General features: G+C 47.6%; 17 protein-coding genes and 1 pseudogene. 12 read left to right on the forward strand and 6 right to left on the reverse strand.

Annotated features, from left to right (window positions below):
• Window positions 1–132: 132 nt before the first annotated feature.
• On the reverse strand, window positions 133–1,197 hold the full coding sequence (locus tag PUZ33_RS23545; protein ID WP_058681425.1) for a GlxA family transcriptional regulator: 1,065 nt from the start codon (window positions 1,195–1,197) through the stop codon (window positions 133–135).
• A gap of 70 nt (window positions 1,198–1,267) precedes the next feature.
• On the opposite strand from PUZ33_RS23545, the gene PUZ33_RS23550 reads away from it, so the two are divergent.
• From PUZ33_RS23550 to PUZ33_RS23560, 3 genes and pseudogenes are all read left to right on the forward strand, one after another.
• A complete protein-coding gene (locus PUZ33_RS23550; RefSeq protein ID WP_062676771.1) occupies window positions 1,268–2,047 on the forward strand; it encodes an alpha/beta hydrolase in 780 nt (259 codons plus the stop codon).
• Window positions 2,048–2,072: 25 nt separating this feature from the next.
• Window positions 2,073–2,707: pseudogene (locus PUZ33_RS23555) on the forward strand (FMN-dependent NADH-azoreductase).
• 3 nt (window positions 2,708–2,710) lie between these two features.
• Complete coding sequence (locus PUZ33_RS23560) at window positions 2,711–3,019, forward strand: YciI family protein (protein WP_029881982.1); 309 nt, start codon at window positions 2,711–2,713, stop codon at window positions 3,017–3,019.
• A gap of 149 nt (window positions 3,020–3,168) precedes the next feature.
• Here PUZ33_RS23560 and PUZ33_RS23565 read toward each other — a convergent pair whose 3' ends face one another.
• The gene (locus tag PUZ33_RS23565) at window positions 3,169–4,470 is read right to left on the reverse strand and encodes an oligosaccharide flippase family protein (RefSeq protein ID WP_252107876.1); all 1,302 of its coding nucleotides are present in this window, start codon (window positions 4,468–4,470) and stop codon (window positions 3,169–3,171) included.
• A 766-nt stretch (window positions 4,471–5,236) separates the two neighbouring features.
• On the opposite strand from PUZ33_RS23565, the gene PUZ33_RS23570 reads away from it, so the two are divergent.
• Window positions 5,237–5,632: a helix-turn-helix domain-containing protein gene (locus PUZ33_RS23570; RefSeq protein ID WP_274205374.1), complete on the forward strand. Its 396-nt coding sequence runs from the start codon at window positions 5,237–5,239 to the stop codon at window positions 5,630–5,632.
• Between the two features lie 142 nt (window positions 5,633–5,774).
• On the opposite strand, the gene PUZ33_RS23575 is transcribed toward PUZ33_RS23570, so the two are convergent.
• The 3 genes from PUZ33_RS23575 to icd all read right to left on the reverse strand — a co-directional run bounded on the left by PUZ33_RS23575 (window position 5,775) and on the right by icd (window position 8,459).
• On the reverse strand, window positions 5,775–6,311 hold the full coding sequence (locus PUZ33_RS23575; RefSeq protein ID WP_048971511.1) for a helix-turn-helix transcriptional regulator: 537 nt from the start codon (window positions 6,309–6,311) through the stop codon (window positions 5,775–5,777).
• A gap of 17 nt (window positions 6,312–6,328) precedes the next feature.
• Window positions 6,329–6,811 carry a hypothetical protein gene (locus PUZ33_RS23580; protein WP_045295795.1) on the reverse strand — a complete coding sequence of 161 codons (483 nt, stop codon included), beginning with the start codon at window positions 6,809–6,811 and terminating at the stop codon, window positions 6,329–6,331.
• 397 nt (window positions 6,812–7,208) lie between these two features.
• On the reverse strand, window positions 7,209–8,459 hold the full coding sequence (gene icd / locus PUZ33_RS23585; RefSeq protein ID WP_013097077.1) for an NADP-dependent isocitrate dehydrogenase: 1,251 nt from the start codon (window positions 8,457–8,459) through the stop codon (window positions 7,209–7,211).
• Window positions 8,460–8,576: 117 nt separating this feature from the next.
• On the opposite strand from icd, the gene rluE reads away from it, so the two are divergent.
• The 8 genes from rluE (at window position 8,577) to PUZ33_RS23625 (ending at window position 16,385) form a co-directional block, all read left to right on the forward strand.
• Window positions 8,577–9,230 (forward strand): 23S rRNA pseudouridine(2457) synthase RluE, encoded by a 654-nt coding sequence (gene rluE / locus PUZ33_RS23590; RefSeq protein WP_029881977.1) that lies wholly within the window; start codon window positions 8,577–8,579, stop codon window positions 9,228–9,230.
• 9 nt (window positions 9,231–9,239) lie between these two features.
• Window positions 9,240–9,713 (forward strand): NUDIX hydrolase, encoded by a 474-nt coding sequence (locus PUZ33_RS23595; protein WP_047024070.1) that lies wholly within the window; start codon window positions 9,240–9,242, stop codon window positions 9,711–9,713.
• A 40-nt stretch (window positions 9,714–9,753) separates the two neighbouring features.
• Complete coding sequence (mnmA, locus tag PUZ33_RS23600; protein ID WP_013097080.1) at window positions 9,754–10,866, forward strand: tRNA 2-thiouridine(34) synthase MnmA; 1,113 nt, start codon at window positions 9,754–9,756, stop codon at window positions 10,864–10,866.
• A 27-nt stretch (window positions 10,867–10,893) separates the two neighbouring features.
• Window positions 10,894–11,523 carry a high frequency lysogenization protein HflD gene (gene hflD / locus PUZ33_RS23605; protein ID WP_013097081.1) on the forward strand — a complete coding sequence of 210 codons (630 nt, stop codon included), beginning with the start codon at window positions 10,894–10,896 and terminating at the stop codon, window positions 11,521–11,523.
• Between the two features lie 19 nt (window positions 11,524–11,542).
• Window positions 11,543–12,913, forward strand: coding sequence for an adenylosuccinate lyase (purB, locus tag PUZ33_RS23610; protein WP_040019575.1), 1,371 nt, complete (start codon window positions 11,543–11,545; stop codon window positions 12,911–12,913).
• A 123-nt stretch (window positions 12,914–13,036) separates the two neighbouring features.
• Complete coding sequence (gene phoP / locus PUZ33_RS23615; protein WP_013097083.1) at window positions 13,037–13,708, forward strand: two-component system response regulator PhoP; 672 nt, start codon at window positions 13,037–13,039, stop codon at window positions 13,706–13,708.
• Window positions 13,709–15,172, forward strand: a complete 1,464-nt coding sequence (phoQ, locus tag PUZ33_RS23620) for a two-component system sensor histidine kinase PhoQ (RefSeq protein WP_058681419.1) — start codon at window positions 13,709–13,711, stop codon at window positions 15,170–15,172.
• A 91-nt stretch (window positions 15,173–15,263) separates the two neighbouring features.
• Entirely contained in the window at window positions 15,264–16,385 is a 1,122-nt protein-coding gene (locus PUZ33_RS23625) for a ribosomal protein uL16 3-hydroxylase (RefSeq protein WP_014831472.1), read from the forward strand.
• Between the two features lie 43 nt (window positions 16,386–16,428).
• Here the strand turns inward: PUZ33_RS23625 and PUZ33_RS23630 are convergent, their stop codons facing one another.
• On the reverse strand, window positions 16,429–16,920 hold the full coding sequence (locus PUZ33_RS23630; RefSeq protein ID WP_038979836.1) for an REP-associated tyrosine transposase: 492 nt from the start codon (window positions 16,918–16,920) through the stop codon (window positions 16,429–16,431).
• Window positions 16,921–17,106 lie beyond the last annotated feature (186 nt).

Consider the following 17,106-nt stretch of genomic DNA (forward strand, 5'->3'; position numbering starts at 1 on the left):
CTTTCACAGCGTTCGCTTTCGAGTGGGAATCTGTCAGCGCCACACTTTTATATTCAGAGGACGACATGATATTGACAGATGGTCAGCCAATCATCAGCTCAGTCACGCCCTTGATAAGTCAACAGTAGCCGCTCATTCGCAGCCAGAATTTGAAGGGGTCGTTGTCAAAAGCCGCTTTCTGAAACTTCCGGGGGACATCCCCATCATGGTGCTAAAAGCGCGCCGGAAAGCAGTTTCATCGCTATATCCGCAAATATTTGCGATCTGTGAAATAGTCTTTCCTGGGCTTTCAAGAAGCACAGATGCAGTTTCAATACGAACCCGCGTAATGAAGTCTTTCGGACTTTCCTGGATGAGCGTTTTCATTTTACGGTTCAGCGTGCGGGTCGTCATATTCAGAGCTGCAGCAAGTTGCTTTACCGTCATTGCAGGGTTCTGATAACGAAGCAGACTCTCTGCTTTAGTCAGTAGAGGATGTCTTGAGTTGAGAAAACCTGCGGGCGCATAGATTTGCTGTGACAAAGGCTGGCTGTCAGCAACGGCCATGTCAGCTGTCAATTTTGCCAGCTCATTACCAGCATGTTTGCGTACGAGGTATATAACCAGATCGACCCATGAAAGCGGGCCGCCCGCGGTTATTACATTGTCCTGTTCGGCCAGGGTTTTTCCCCATATGGGTTTTGCAAGTGGATAGCGTTCAGCGAAAGTTGGATATAACCACCACGTAGTGGTGCAGATCCGTCCGTTGAGTAAACCCGCCTCTCCCAGTACAAAACCGCCCGCACATGCTGAGGCAATACAGCTTCCCTCTGAATACTTAACTTTCAACCACTCGGCCGCATTCGATACAGCTGCTTTGTCAGCCGGAAATCTTTGCTCATCCAACTGCATACCGCTGGCAATGATCAGCTCGAAGTTGTCAGGTTCATTAAATGAGCCATCACTTTCGATGATTCGTCCCTGAACGTCCCTGACGGGCTGCCCATCCGCGGTAATCGTCCTGACGTCAAAAAATGGATCAGCCCTGGATAGTTCAGGGCTCACTGTAGGGTTTAGCCTGATCACCTGATTCGCCAGCCAAAACATATCAGCCAGCCCTGCCAGCGCCGAACGCATGTTGCCCGGAAGCGCAAGTAACGCAACTCGCATTTTAACCCCAGTGCCGAAGAATGTCTTATTTCGCATGTTACCTGTCATTAATGACACTTCATACCCCCTGTCAGCATGATTACACTGCCTGAAACTGAGAAATACGGGAAATACAGTTATGCGTAAGCAAAATTTAATGTCGGTCGCGCTGCGAAAAGGAGTATTTGCTTTGTGTCTTTTATTTATGAGCAACCCGCCGCTTATGGCACAGGATTCGGGTGTAAAAAATATCGTGCTGGTTCACGGTGCCTTTGCTGACGGATCGAACTGGTCAGCCGTCATCGCTCTCCTGCAGGACCGGGGCTACCACGTTACTGCTGTTCAGAATCCCCTGACATCCTTACGAGAGGATGTGGCTGCAACAGAGCGTGTACTTGAGCGTCAAAATGGTAACGTACTGCTCGTTGGCCATTCATGGGCAGGGGCGGTGATCACCCAGGCTGGTAATGCGAATAACGTAAAGGGGCTCGTCTATTTGTCCGCCGTTGTTCCGGACAGCAATCAGTCTGTTTCTGACGCACTTACGCACTTCAATGCCCCCATGAAAGGTATGGAAGCCGATAAAAACGGCCTCATCTGGCTTGATAAGCCACAGTTGTTTCATCAGGTTATGGCTAATGAGCTAAGCATGAAACAGAGCCTTCTGATTTCTGCGGTGCAACAGCCTATCGCCGCTGCCGCTTTTAACGAAAAAGTGAACGCGGCAGCCTGGAGAGAGAAACCCTCCTGGTATCTCATCACAGAAAACGATAACGCGCTGAACCCGTTAGTACAGGCAAATTTTGCCCGTGAAGCAGGCGCACATATCACACGAATTCACTCAGATCATCTATCCATGATTTCTCATCCCAAAGAGGTTGCAGCACTGATTGTAAATGCTGCGCAGAGTATTCACTGACCCTTACACAACAGGACGATATGCAATGAAAATTCTCCATCTTGATTCAAGTATCAATTATGAATTTTCAGTAACCCGACAGTTGTCGGCTGAAACAGTGAAACAACTGATGGCAACCAGTCAGGGGAATCAACTGACTTACCGGGATCTTGTAAAAGACGAAATCAGCCATCTCACCGGGGAAATCGCTGCAGAATTCAGGCCTGTTACCGGACGACCCGCAACTACAACGCGTCTGGACTCTGAGCGAGAATTATCAAATGCTCTGGTCTCTGAGTTTCTTGAAAGCGACGTAATTGTTATCGGAGCGCCAATGTACAACTTTTCTGTTCCCAGCCAATTAAAAGCCTGGATGGACAGAATCGCGCAGCCAGGGCAAACCTTCAGCTACACCCCAACAGGCCCTGTTGGTCTTGCGGGGGAAAAAAGAGTCATCATAGCCTCAGCCAGGGGGGTTTTTATGCCGGTACGGCATTTGAAGAAATGGACTTTCAGGAGCAATTTCTGCGTAAGTTTCTGGGCTTCCTGGGCATTTCAAATGTTGTGTTTGTCCGGGCTGAAGGCGCATCTAAAGGGGAGGAAGTAAAGCTCAGAGAACTATCCCGTGCTTTCTCTTTAATACCACAAGCCATTAATACCGTTTCTGCCGCTAAGGAATAAACCATGTTGCACGCCGTCACGCTGACTTACCTGACACAACCTGATGCGATTTCTGATCATCTTGACGCACATAAACAATGGCTGCTGAGGGGGTTTGATGAAGGAGTGATTCTTTTTGCCGGCCCGCTCAGCAATGGTGCTGGCGGCTTCATTCTCTTTCAGGGGGATAACATCAGCAATATTCATAACTTTCTTCAGGATGACCCCTTTATAATTCATAACATTGCAGATGCCGAAGTAATGAGTATTGAGCCGGCGTTATGCGCGCTGGGATTCCCAAAAAAATGGGCGGAGAACGCTCGTTTCATCTGACCATTACTCACTGTAAAGCGTCCTGAAACCTATGAAATGAGTCTGTTTCATGTATTTCGAGGACGCTTTTATTTGTCATTAAACAGCGCGCCATTAAGAATAAATCTTAGAAGCATTTTTTATTTAGCTCAGTTTTGAGGCTGCTTTTTTTAGCTTCCATCTGATTTTTTCATTCCAAATAACCTCCGAAAATACACATAAATAATTTTAAACATCTCGATGTGGACTGATAATATAAATCCCTGCATAAACAAATAGTTAATAACTGTCAGAGAAAAAACTTCAGTAATGATAACCGCTGATGCAGCACCAATCAATCCGAACCTGATAGAAAAGAAATAAGAAAGCACCAGACTTAAAACCAATATAAATATAGTCTTCCATAATAAAAACCTATACCCAGAAAATTTAATTATTATTTTTGATGAAGCCATGCCAAGTGTAGACAATAATGTTGAGAAACATAACAAAATGCAGGGTGTTATTGACTCCTTATAGGATTCCCCGTATAGATAGAGAATTGCGAAATTTACTAAAAATGTAATCACCAACATTACCGGAATCGACAACAAAATGATATTTAAATGTAACCTGGCACCTAATTTAATTATTTTTTGATTATTTTTCTCTCGAAATAAAGATGGGAGACAAGAAGTCAACAACGATAATAAAATGAAACTCCAACTCGTTGCAATGCTTTGAGAAACTGAATAAATACCGACATCATGATTTCCATATAAAAAAGAGATTATAAGCACATTCAACCTTGGATAGATTGATGAAATGATTGAAGGAATAACAAGAATGCTTCCCGCATAACTCAGATGGAATAATCTTTTTTTTAGTACACTATACTTAATTGTTACCATCCTTTTATATTGTTTTCTAAATACATATAATTTTAGAAAATAAGGAATGGCACTTATTATTATTAGAGGCAATCCAAAATAGATAATCGGCACTTTATATCTAACCATTAATGCCCTGGCTATTAAGCCGAAAATAAGGCCAACTACGTTTGCAATAGCATTAATTCTTGAGTTCAGTAGTGACTCGTTAAAACTTGTGTAAGTATCAATAGTATAAAAATAATACGCCAAACAGATTGACAGCACTAATGTCATACCTGTTAAATCCATTCTCATATTTAAAAACATTATGCAAATACTTGCAAAAATGATAAATATTATACTTCTCAACACAAATACAGGCATCATTAATTGTATGCCGCCAATCAAGTTTGTGCTTATCCTTTTATAGAATATACTATCGCTGCCAAACACCCCTACAACCTGAACAGTTTGAAAAATCGCAGTTGCAATTGCTATTTGCCCAATTACCACAGGCCCCAGGTATTTAGCCACCAAAGCATTTATAAAGAAAAGGCCCACTACGCCGATTGTTTTTTCTGCAATCATCCACAAGAAATTTTTTTGAGTTTTGCTTAACACTTACTCAACCTCATTTAAATATTCATTTCTCTTCATCATCTTTATAAAGCAAATCTATAAATTGAGTTACATCCATACTTTTTTTATTCAACCGGATAAAATAAAAAACAGCTACTATTAGTATCAATAAAGCTATGCATAACAATAGAAACAACATATCGAGCCCCCGTGTTAATACTCAGCCCAACTTAAAAAAGAGATGATTTTTTAAGTGCCAAGCATCAATCCATATAGAATTAATGAGTTGTTTTGCGCAATACCGATAAAAAGTAAATAGTCGTATATCATTCCTATATAGAAATAAATTCCCATATAAATGATTAACTCTAAAAATCACGCTCAAATAACATAAAGCCATCTTCGAATCGACTATTAACAATGATAGGTTGATAAAATCTTAAGAACTCAGCACTTACTTTTGATGATCTGGCCTATAAAAAATTAAATTATGTATAATTACACAAACACATATTTAAATTTAAACTTGCCATCTTCTAAAAAGGTTATATGATTACCTAACATCAAACTTTAAGAATGAAAATAGTAGCTGAGGCTTCACACCATGTTTAACCATATCTTAGAGATTGTTGAAGGATCTAACAAGTTTATGCGCATTTATGCGTCAAATGGACAACGAATAAACTTCATGCTTAATAATAAACCACATGTATACTTTCTCACTGAAGGTAGAGTAGACATTTATAGAAAAGCAGACGATATTTTAATTTTCACTGTATATGCGCCTTATATTCTAAGGATAATCTTTATGTTCGAACAAGATGATTACCATTACTTTCGAGCTTCAACGGATGCAACTTTCACAGCAATTTCAACTGTGGAATTGGATTGTTTGGCTGATAGTAATAACTTGTGGAAACATTTTTTCTTAATGACTTGTGAAATCACTTTAAACTTTTTCAAAAGAGACCAGAGATTTTCATCAAAAAATGCCTACGATATTATAAAAAACAATTTAGAAGCCATATGGGAATTACCAGAGAATGAAAGATCTCAAATTTCAGTATTCAAGTTCATTTTATCCAGAAGCTCAATTTCTCGTAGTTCCTTAAATAAAGTTTTAAAAGATTTGAATGATGGTGGATATATTAACATTCACAGAGGAAAGCTTCTAAACATCAAAAATTTACCATTAAAATATTAATCATTTAGGAGGCAGAAATATCTTTCGCCATAATGGTGTTGTTTCTGATGCAATTCTTTTGTTTTCATTGATGCGATAATTAGCATAAAAACAATAAATTGAAAATGGAATCAATACCATTATCGTTAAAATAGATATTATGTTATACGTGTTCATACAACCCTTCTTTTGTTGCCAAAGCATACATATACAATTCATGCCTATTCTTCAGGTTTAATTTTTGCAAAATATTACGCCTATGAGAGCTGATTGTCTTTTTTGTTATGTTAAGCATAATAGCAATTTTGTCATCTGTTGCTCCCTCAGAAAATAAAGTTAACAGCAGGGTCTCTTTCGATGATAACTTTTTAAAATAAAGTGCATTGTGAAGATAATCTTGATTTGTTAAATCATTAAAACACTCTATATATTTATCCAAATCATAATTACATGGCAAAATTAACGTTTTTTCCGGTCTATATTTTGAAACTGCGTAACAATGTAAGAAATTATCTGTAATGATTATATCTTGAGTATGATACTTATGATAAAAAATAAGAGCTGGAAGCTTAGCGGTTTGCTCAACGTTATATGTGTAAGATTCAAATACTTTAGAATCGTAAATGAGTTCCCTGATGCCGTAATATAAAAAATAGTTATCAGTAATAACATATATTCTTATTATTTTTTTTGATATCATTTCATTCACCTTGAAAGTCAGAACAAATATCCTATCCCAATGATGAAAGTATCTATTTCTTTGTTATCAACAAGACCCAATTCATATCCTGTATTTAATTGAATATTGTTTGTTAAGTTGTAAAACAAACCAGTACCAAAAGCTGCCCCATAAATCTCATGACTTTGATCAGGTTTCATTTTTGAACCACAAGAAATACCAGCAAGTCCATAAAAATTTATATCTTGTGTGATATTAATAGCGAGCCCCGGCATAATTGATGCGTATTTGTTTTTCAAATAAGAGTTCCCGGAACCGCTGGTATTCTGTATATAAGTACCTGATGCGACCAGTGCAAAATTACCCATATCGTGTTTAAATATCACATTCATGCCATGCATCTTTTCGGCCCCACTCTCTTTGCCTGCAGCATAATTTATAGACATTGAATTACTGGCAAATACTGGCATGGTAAAAGCGCCAAAAAAAAGAAAAGCAGCTGCTAGATTAAATTTATGCATAGTTCCTCCAATAATTTCTCTTAAATATACAGAGATAAAATTGTGTTACCAGCATATAAATACACATGCAAAAGTTTTAATTGCACAACAAAATGTTTATTTTTATATATTGACTAAGGCTACTGACACGAACCAGTCATTTCTGGATAAAGTATTTTAAGGAAATGAAATTCGGGATTGTTTATTTTTGATACATGAGGAAGTAAAATGCGCATACAGTTGATATATTTACAGTAGAGAATATACCCTACCGTAAATTGTTGTGGCAGATACAGAGAGAACTGGAAATAACATCTGCTTAAAAAAGGGTTTTGATAAGCTCTTGATAACCATCCGAAAAATAATAATAAAAACGGGAACCAATCGGCTCCCGTTGTTGTATAACCCAGCTAATAGATTACATATTCGCGATAATCGCGTCACCAAACTCTGAACATTTCAGCAGCTTAGCGCCTTCCATCAGACGTTCGAAGTCGTAGGTTACGGTTTTCGCGTTAATCGCGCCTTCCATACCTTTAACGATCAGGTCTGCGGCTTCGAACCATTCCATATGACGCAGCATCATCTCTGCGGACAGGATGATAGAGCCTGGGTTCACTTTGTCCTGGCCTGCGTATTTTGGTGCAGTACCGTGTGTTGCTTCGAACAGGGCGCATTCGTCACCGATGTTCGCGCCTGGGGCGATACCGATACCGCCAACCTGTGCAGCCAGGGCGTCGGAGATGTAGTCACCGTTCAGGTTCATACAGGCGATCACGTCGTATTCCGCTGGACGCAGCAGGATCTGCTGCAGGAACGCATCGGCGATAACATCTTTAATGATGATCTCTTTCCCGGTGTTCGGGTTCTTGATCTTCTGCCATGGGCCGCCGTCGATCAGCTCACCGCCGAACTCTTCTTGCGCCAACTGGTAACCCCAGTCTTTGAACGCGCCTTCGGTGAACTTCATGATGTTGCCTTTGTGAACCAGGGTCACAGAGTCACGGTCGTTGGTGATCGCGTATTCAATTGCTGCGCGCACCAGACGTTTGGTTCCTTCTTCGGAGCACGGCTTGATGCCGATACCGCAATGCTCAGGGAAGCGAATTTTCTTCACGCCCATCTCTTCGCGCAGGAATTTAATCACTTTTTCTGCGTCAGCAGAGTCAGCTTTCCATTCGATACCCGCGTAGATGTCTTCTGAGTTTTCGCGGAAGATAACCATATCGGTCAGCTCAGGGTGCTTAACCGGGCTTGGGGTGCCCTGATAGTAACGAACCGGACGCAGACACACGTACAGGTCCAGCTCCTGACGCAGTGCCACGTTCAGGGAACGGATACCGCCACCAACTGGCGTCGTCAGTGGGCCTTTGATAGCAACGCGGTAGTCGCGGATCAGGTCCAGCGTTTCTGCTGGCAGCCAAACGTCCTGGCCATAAACTTGAGTAGATTTTTCACCGGTGTAAATTTCCATCCAGGAAATTTTACGCTCGCCTTTGTAGGCTTTCTCAACAGCGGCATCAACCACTTTCAGCATTGCCGGGGTAACGTCTACACCGATACCATCACCTTCGATGAATGGAATGATCGGATTGTGAGGAACGTTAATCTTGCCGTTTTGCAGGGTGATCTTTTTACCTTCCGCCGGAACAACTACTTTGCTTTCCATTAACCTCTCCTTCGAGCGCTTCTGGTTGTTACTGATCTTATGTTAATAAATTGTAATGAGCCCTTCGATAGTACCTGATTGTCCTGCGCCATGAAAGGTCTTCGTTATTAGGCTATAATGCGGCAATTGATAACGCCTGAAAATACCATGAAGAAAACTTCTTTTACAAAACACCGGGTTGAGCGATTCAGCTCACGACAAGCCGCCAGAAGACCGCAAGAAAGCCAGCCAAAGCGGGTTATTTTGTTCAATAAACCCTACGATGTGTTGCCACAGTTTACCGACGAAGCCGGGCGTAGCACGTTAAAGGATTACATTCCTGTTCAGGGCGTTTATGCCGCGGGTCGTCTGGACCGCGATAGCGAAGGTCTGCTGGTCTTAACCAACGACGGAGCCCTACAGGCAAAACTCACGCAGCCGGGAAAACGCACCGGCAAAATTTACTTTGTGCAGGTGGAAGGTGAGCCGGATGAAGAGGCGCTCGCCGCACTCCGCAACGGCGTGACGTTAAACGATGGCCCCACCCTGCCCGCAGGTATTGAACGTGTGAATGAACCGGAGTGGCTGTGGCCGCGCAACCCGCCCATTCGCGAGCGCAAATCTATTCCCACCAGCTGGCTCAAAATCACCCTTTATGAAGGCCGTAACCGTCAGGTTCGGCGCATGACCGCCCACGTGGGCTTCCCTACCCTGCGCCTGATTCGCTATGCCATGGGCAGTTACACGCTGGATTCCCTGGCTAACGGTGAATGGCGGGACGTTGCCCCTTAAGGAGTCAATATGTTTAAACCTCATGTCACGGTCGCCTGTGTGGTTCACGCGCAGGGTAAATTCCTGGTTGTAGAAGAGAGCATTAACGGCAAAGCGCTGTGGAATCAGCCAGCCGGGCATCTGGAAGCCAATGAAACCTTATTACAGGCCGCAAAACGTGAACTCTGGGAAGAGACGGGCATCCGCGCGGAGCCTCAGCACTTCATTCGTATGCATCAGTGGATTGCGCCTGATAAAACGCCCTTCCTGCGTTTTTTATTTGCCGTCGAGCTTAGCGAAACGTGCGCCACTGAGCCGCACGACGACGATATCGATCGCTGCCTGTGGGTCACCGCCGACGAGATCCTGAACGCGCCAAACCTGCGCTCGCCGCTGGTTGCCGAAAGCATTCGCTGCTGGCAGTCATGCGCACGCTTGCCGCTGGAGGTCATCGCAGAATTTAACTGGCCGTTTACAGAGGGTGTCAATGGTGGGGGGGCGTGATAGAATACGCCGCCTTGAAGTTCAATGTCGTGAGTATTCCATGTCAGATAACAGCCAGAAAAAAGTGATCGTCGGCATGTCCGGCGGTGTCGATTCCTCCGTTTCCGCCTACCTGTTGCAACAACAGGGCTATAAGGTGGAGGGCCTGTTCATGAAGAACTGGGAGGAAGATGATGGCGAGGAATATTGCACTGCCGCTGCGGATCTCGCCGATGCGCAGGCCGTGTGCGACAAGCTCGGCATAGAACTGCACACCGTTAACTTTGCCGCAGAATACTGGGATAACGTGTTTGAGCTTTTCCTGGAAGAGTACAAAGCGGGCCGTACCCCAAACCCGGATATTCTGTGCAACAAAGAGATCAAATTTAAAGCCTTCCTCGAATTCGCGGCGGAAGATCTGGGCGCAGACTATATTGCGACCGGTCACTACGTGCGCCGCGCCGATGTGAACGGCAAAAGCCAGCTGCTGCGCGGTCTGGACGGTAATAAAGATCAGAGCTATTTCCTTTATACGCTAAGCCATGAACAGATTGCACAAAGCCTGTTCCCGGTTGGCGAGCTGGAAAAGCCAGAAGTCCGTAAAATCGCTGAAGAGCTGGATCTGATCACCGCGAAGAAAAAAGACTCCACCGGTATCTGCTTTATTGGCGAGCGCAAATTCCGCGATTTCCTTGGTCGCTACCTGCCTGCGCAGCCGGGCAAAATTGTCACCGTCGATGGTGACGAAATTGGCCAGCATCAGGGGCTGATGTACCACACCCTCGGCCAGCGTAAAGGCCTGGGTATCGGCGGTACCAAAGACGGTAGCGAAGATCCGTGGTACGTGGTCGACAAAGATGTCGAAAACAATATTCTGATCGTCGCTCAGGGGCACGACCATCCGCGTCTGATGTCCGTTGGCCTGATCGCGCAACAGTTGCACTGGGTCGACCGTGAACCGCTCAAAGGTACCCTGCGCTGCACGGTAAAAACACGCTACCGTCAGACGGATATCCCCTGCACCATTACCGCGCTGGATGACGATCGCATTGACGTGCGTTTTGACGAGCCAGTTGCAGCCGTCACGCCGGGCCAGTCCGCCGTCTTCTACAGCGGTGATATCTGCCTGGGTGGTGGGATCATAGAACAGCGCCTGCCGCTGCCGGCCGTTTAACCCGATAGCACACATAAAGGAGAACGTGTGGCGAAGAACTATTATGACATCACCCTGGCACTGGCAGGAATTTGCCAGTCAGCCCGTCTGGTGCAACAGCTGGCGCATCAGGGTCATTGTGACGCTGACGCGCTGCACGTTTCGCTCAACAGCGTTATCGATCTCAACCCCGGTTCAACCCTGGGTGTCTTCGGTGGCAGCGAAACCAATCTTCGTCTCGGTCTTGAAACCTTGCTTGGCGTGCTTAATGCCAGCAGCCGTCAGGGATTAAACGCAGAGCTTACCCGTTATACGTTAAGCCTGATGGTGCTGGAACGTAAACTCAGCGCAGCGAAAGGCGCGCTGAATACGTTGGGTGACCGCATTGCCGGATTGCAGCGTCAGCTCGACCATTTTGATCTGCAGTCTGAAACGCTGTTGAGCGCCATGGCCGGTATTTATGTTGATGTCATCAGCCCGCTGGGCCCGCGTATCCAGGTCACCGGTTCACCTGCCGTGCTGCAAAGCCCGCAGGTTCAGGCAAAAGTACGCGCCTCGCTGCTGGCCGGTATCCGTGCCGCCGTGCTGTGGCATCAGGTTGGCGGTGGCCGCCTGCAGTTAATGTTTTCTCGTAATCGCCTGACGACTCAGGCAAAACAAATTCTTGCTCATTGTTAACCTCCCGGAGTTGCGAATTATGGAATTATCCTCACTGACCGCCGTATCCCCTGTCGATGGACGCTACGGCGATAAAGTCAGCGCGCTGCGCGGGATCTTCAGCGAATATGGCCTGCTGAAGTTCCGTGTTCAGGTTGAAGTACGCTGGCTGCAAAAGCTGGCCGCCCAGGCAGCAATCAAGGAAGTTCCTGCTTTTGACGCCCAGGCAAACGATTACCTTGATAAAATCGTTGCTGACTTCAATGAAGAAGATGCTGCTCGCATCAAGACCATTGAACGTACCACCAACCACGACGTAAAAGCGGTTGAGTACTTCCTGAAAGAGAAAGTGGCAAGCGTTCCGGCGCTGCACGCGGTGTCTGAATTCATTCACTTCGCCTGTACTTCTGAAGACATCAATAACCTGTCTCACGCATTGATGCTCTCTACCGCGCGCAAAGAGGTGGTTCTGCCTTACTGGCGTAAAATCATTGACGCGGTGAAAGCGTTGTCCGTGGAATACCGCGACATTCCCCTGCTCTCCCGTACCCACGGTCAGCCCGCTACGCCATCGACGATGGGTAAAGAGATGGCTAACGTGGCATACCGTATGGAGCGTCAGTATCGTCAGCTGGAACAGGTTGAGATCCTCGGTAAAATCAATGGCGCGGTAGGTAACTACAACGCCCATATTGCCGCTTACCCGGAAGTGGACTGGCATCAGTTCAGTGAAGAGTTCGTGACCTCCCTGGGAATTCAGTGGAACCCGTACACCACTCAGATTGAGCCGCACGACTATATCGCCGAGCTGTTCGACTGTATCGCCCGCTTCAACACCATTCTGATCGACTTCGACCGTGACGTGTGGGGTTATATCGCGCTGAACCACTTCAAGCAGAAGACCATCGCCGGTGAAATCGGCTCTTCAACCATGCCGCACAAAGTGAACCCGATTGACTTCGAAAACTCCGAAGGCAACCTGGGTCTGGCCAACGCCGTGCTGCAGCATATGGCGAGCAAACTGCCGGTTTCCCGCTGGCAGCGCGACCTGACCGACTCCACCGTGCTGCGTAACCTGGGCGTGGGGATTGGCTATGCGCTGATCGCCTATCAGTCCACCCTGAAAGGGGTGAGCAAGCTGGAAGTGAACCGCGATCGTCTGCTGGACGAGCTGGACCACAACTGGGAAGTGCTGGCCGAACCGATCCAGACCGTAATGCGTCGTTACGGCATCGAAAAACCGTATGAAAAACTGAAAGAGCTGACCCGTGGTAAACGTGTCGATGCGGAAGGTATGAAACAGTTTATCGATAGCCTCGCATTGCCGGAAGCGGAAAAAACCCGCCTGAAAGAGATGACACCAGCGAATTACATTGGCCGCGCCATCACCATGGTCGACGAGCTGAAGTAATCTCCCCCGCCCCCTTTTCGCCCGAAAAGGGGGCTGCTTTTTCCCCGGTTTACTCAATGTTTATCCCCACAACAACATAATCAGCGTTAAACTATTCATACTATTAATTCTGGGAGAAAGATGATGCGCGTACTGGTTGTTGAGGATAACGCATTGCTACGTCATCACCTGAAGGTTCAGCTTCAGGAGATGGGACATCAGGTGGATGATGCGGAAGATGCAAAAGAAGCCGATTATTATCTCAATGAACACCTGCCGGATATCGCCATCGTTGATCTCGGGTTACCTGACGAAGACGGACTGTCATTGATTCGCCGCTGGCGCAGCCATGATGTCTCCCTTCCTGTCCTGGTGCTGACCGCGCGTGAAGGTTGGCAGGACAAAGTGGAAGTGCTCAGTGCCGGTGCCGATGATTACGTCACCAAACCGTTTCATATTGAAGAAGTGGCGGCACGCATGCAGGCATTGTTACGCCGCAACAGCGGGCTCGCCTCCCAGGTGATTTCCCTTCCACCTTTCCAGGTGGATCTCTCCCGGCGGGAATTCTCAATCAACAATGAAGTCATCAAACTGACGGCCTTCGAATACACCATCATGGAAACGCTGATCCGTAACAACGGTAAAGTGGTGAGCAAAGACTCCTTAATGCTCCAGCTTTATCCGGATGCCGAACTGCGTGAGAGTCACACCATTGATGTGCTGATGGGCCGTTTGCGTAAGAAGATTCAGGCGCAGTATCCGCATGATGTGATCACAACCGTGCGCGGTCAGGGCTACCTGTTCGAATTACGCTAAATGAAACGACTAATGCGGCACATTATGCCCCTTTCACTGCGGGTTCGCTTTTTGCTGGCCACAGCCGCCGTTGTGCTGGTGCTGTCGCTTTCTTACGGCATGGTGGCGCTGGTTGGTTACAGCGTCAGTTTTGATAAAACGACCTTTCGTCTGCTGCGCGGTGAGAGCAACCTGTTTTATACCCTCGCAAAGTGGGAAAACAACCAGATCAGCGTCGAGATGCCGGAGAATCTTAACCAGCAGAGTCCCACGCTGGCGCTGATTTACAATGAAAAAGGGAAACTGCTGTGGGCACAGCGTGATGTTCCCTGGCTGGTGAAAAGCATCCGCCCGGAATGGCTGAAAACCAACGGATTTCATGAAATTGAAGCCGATCTGAATACCACCAGCAGCCTGCTGCGCGAAGATCGCTCTCTGCAAAAAAAGCTGAATGAGATCCGCGCCGATGACGCCGAAACAGAAATGACCCACTCCGTCGCCATCAATCTCTATCCCGCCACGCCTGACATGCCGCAGCTGACCATCGTGGTGGTGGATACCATCCCCGTCGAGCTTAAACGCTCTTATCGGGTCTGGGGCTGGTTCGTCTACGTGCTGGTTGCCAATCTGCTGCTGGTCATACCGCTGCTGTGGATTGCTGCCTGGTGGAGTTTGCGCCCGATTGAGTCGCTGGCGAAAGAGGTTCGCGAGCTGGAGGAGCATCATCGCGAGAAGCTTAATCCTGAGACAACGCGTGAGCTAACAAGTCTGGTGCGTAACCTTAACCGCCTGCTGAAAAGTGAACGCGAGCGCTACGATAAATACCGCACAACGTTGACTGACCTCACTCACAGCCTGAAGACCCCGCTGGCCGTCATGCAAAGCACCCTGCGATCCATGCGCAGCTCCAGAATGAGCGTTGATGATGCCGAGCCGGTGATGCTTGAGCAGATCAGTCGTATTTCGCAGCAAATTGGCTACTATCTTCATCGCGCCAGCATGCGTTCCGGCAGCGCCCTGCTGAGCCGGGAGCTGCACCCCGTGGCACCACTGCTGGATAACCTGACCTCTGCGCTGAATAAGGTGTATCAGCGTAAAGGGGTGAACATCAGTCTCGATATCTCTCCTGAAATCAGTTTCGTCGGCGAAAAGAATGATTTCATGGAGGTGATGGGTAACCTGCTCGATAACGCCTGTAAATATTGTCTGGAGTTCGTGGAGGTTTCCGCCCGTCAGACGGACAACGAGCTGCACATCATTGTTGAGGACGATGGCCCGGGGATCCCGCGCAACAAACGTGACGTGGTATTTGATCGCGGTCAGCGTGCGGATACATTGCGTCCCGGCCAGGGGGTGGGGTTGTCCGTCGCACGCGAGATTGTCGACCAGTACGACGGCAAAATCGAAACCGGTGAAAGTTTACTTGGCGGTGCCAGAATGGAAGTGATTTTTGGCCGTCAGCAGCCCACATCGAACGATAGTTAGCCCGTTATGTGAAAAATGCGCGGATCTCGCACCCAGGCTTCTGCGCTTCCGTTATAATCCGACTCAGTAAGAGCCTGCGGAATAAAAAAATATGGATTATCACTTAGCACTGAACTGGCCCGAGTTTATTGAACGCTACTGGCAGAAACGCCCGGTAGTTCTTAAGCGCGGGTTCAGCAATTTTGTCGACCCTATCTCGCCTGACGAACTGGCTGGCCTGGCCATGGAAAACGAAGTCGACAGCCGCCTGGTGAGCCACCAGGATGGAAAATGGCAGGTTAGCCATGGTCCTTTCGAAAGCTACGATCACCTCGGTGAAAATAACTGGTCATTACTGGTGCAGGCGGTCAACCACTGGCACGAGCCGACGGCAGCCTTAATGCGCCCGTTCCGCGCCCTGCCCGACTGGCGAATGGACGATCTGATGATCTCCTTCTCCGTGCCAGGGGGCGGCGTTGGCCCGCATCTGGATCAGTACGATGTGTTTATCATTCAGGGGACCGGCCGCCGTCGCTGGCGCGTGGGTGAAAAAGTGCCGATGAAACAGCACTGCCCGCATCCTGACCTGCTTCAGGTGGATCCGTTTGACGGGATCATCGACGAAGAGCTGGAGCCGGGAGATATTCTTTATATTCCGCCGGGATTCCCGCATGAAGGCTACTCGCTGGAAAACTCCCTCAATTATTCTGTCGGATTCCGCGCGCCAAGTGGTCGTGAGATGATCAGCGGTTTTGCCGATTACGTTCTGCAACGCGAGCTGGGCAGCCATCGCTACAGCGATCCGGATGTGCCTTCCCGCGAGCATCCGGCAGACATTCTGCCAGCAGAACTGGATAAGCTGCGCGGCATGATGCTGGATCTGATCAACGAGCCGGAACATTTCAGACAGTGGTTTGGTGAATTTATCAGCCAGTCACGTCACGAGCTGGATGTGGCACCTCCGGAGCCGCCGTATCAGGCCGACGAGATTTATGATGCGCTGCAGCAGGGTGACAAGCTGGTTCGCCTGGGTGGGTTACGCGTGCTGCGCATCGGTGAAGATGTCTTCGTCAACGGCGAGAAGCTGGATTCTCCGCATCGCCCGGCGCTGGAAGCCATCGCCAGCCATCTGGTACTGACTGCCGATACCTTTGGCGACGCCCTGGAAGATCCCTCTTTCCTCGCCATGCTTGCCGCGCTGGTCAACAGCGGATATTGGTTCTTTGAGGACTGAGTTGTAATGTATTGCCGGGTGGCGCTGCGCTTACCCGGCGTTTTTACTTCCACTCCCCCGCCGCAAAATCCACAATTTCCGCGGCCCAATCCGCCGGATACAACCCTTCCCGTACATCCCGATGAAACGTTGAAAACGGCCAGTCGACAACCTTACCAACGTACCCATGTTTCACCGGGTTGAGGTAGATGTAATCCATATGTCGGCGGTAATCATTGTCGTTGCGGATGGTATGTTCCCAGAAACGCGCCTGCCAGATATGGCGCATTTCAATATTTCGTGAGAACGTTTTTTTGATGTCACGCCAGCGCCCGGAAAAATCGCTGTCACCTTCCGGCAAGGTCCAGATACAGTGCATATGTTCAGGAAGGATCACCCAGCCATTAATCGTAAAGGGCTTTGATCGTTTCACCGATGAGGTGGCCTGGCGGAGGCTATCAATATGGCGGGTAAGTAAATCGCTCTGTCGGTTTTGCAGGTTGACGGTAAAAAACCAGGTGCCGCCGGGGACGTAATGGCGACGGTAGTTTGACATGGGCACTCCTTGCCTTTATGCCCGGTGGCGCTGCGCTTACCGGGCCTACAATTATCCCCGTAGATACTGTTATGCCACGCAAGCATTTTTCTCGTGCAGTGTGGCATCGAACGGGCGTCCTGATTTCAGGACGCCATACGCCACCTGCGCCAGCTTACGCATCATTGCTCCGATTATCAGCTTCGC

Source organism: Enterobacter cloacae complex sp. 2022EL-00981, assembly GCF_028737495.1.
GTDB lineage: Bacteria > Pseudomonadota > Gammaproteobacteria > Enterobacterales > Enterobacteriaceae > Enterobacter > Enterobacter cloacae.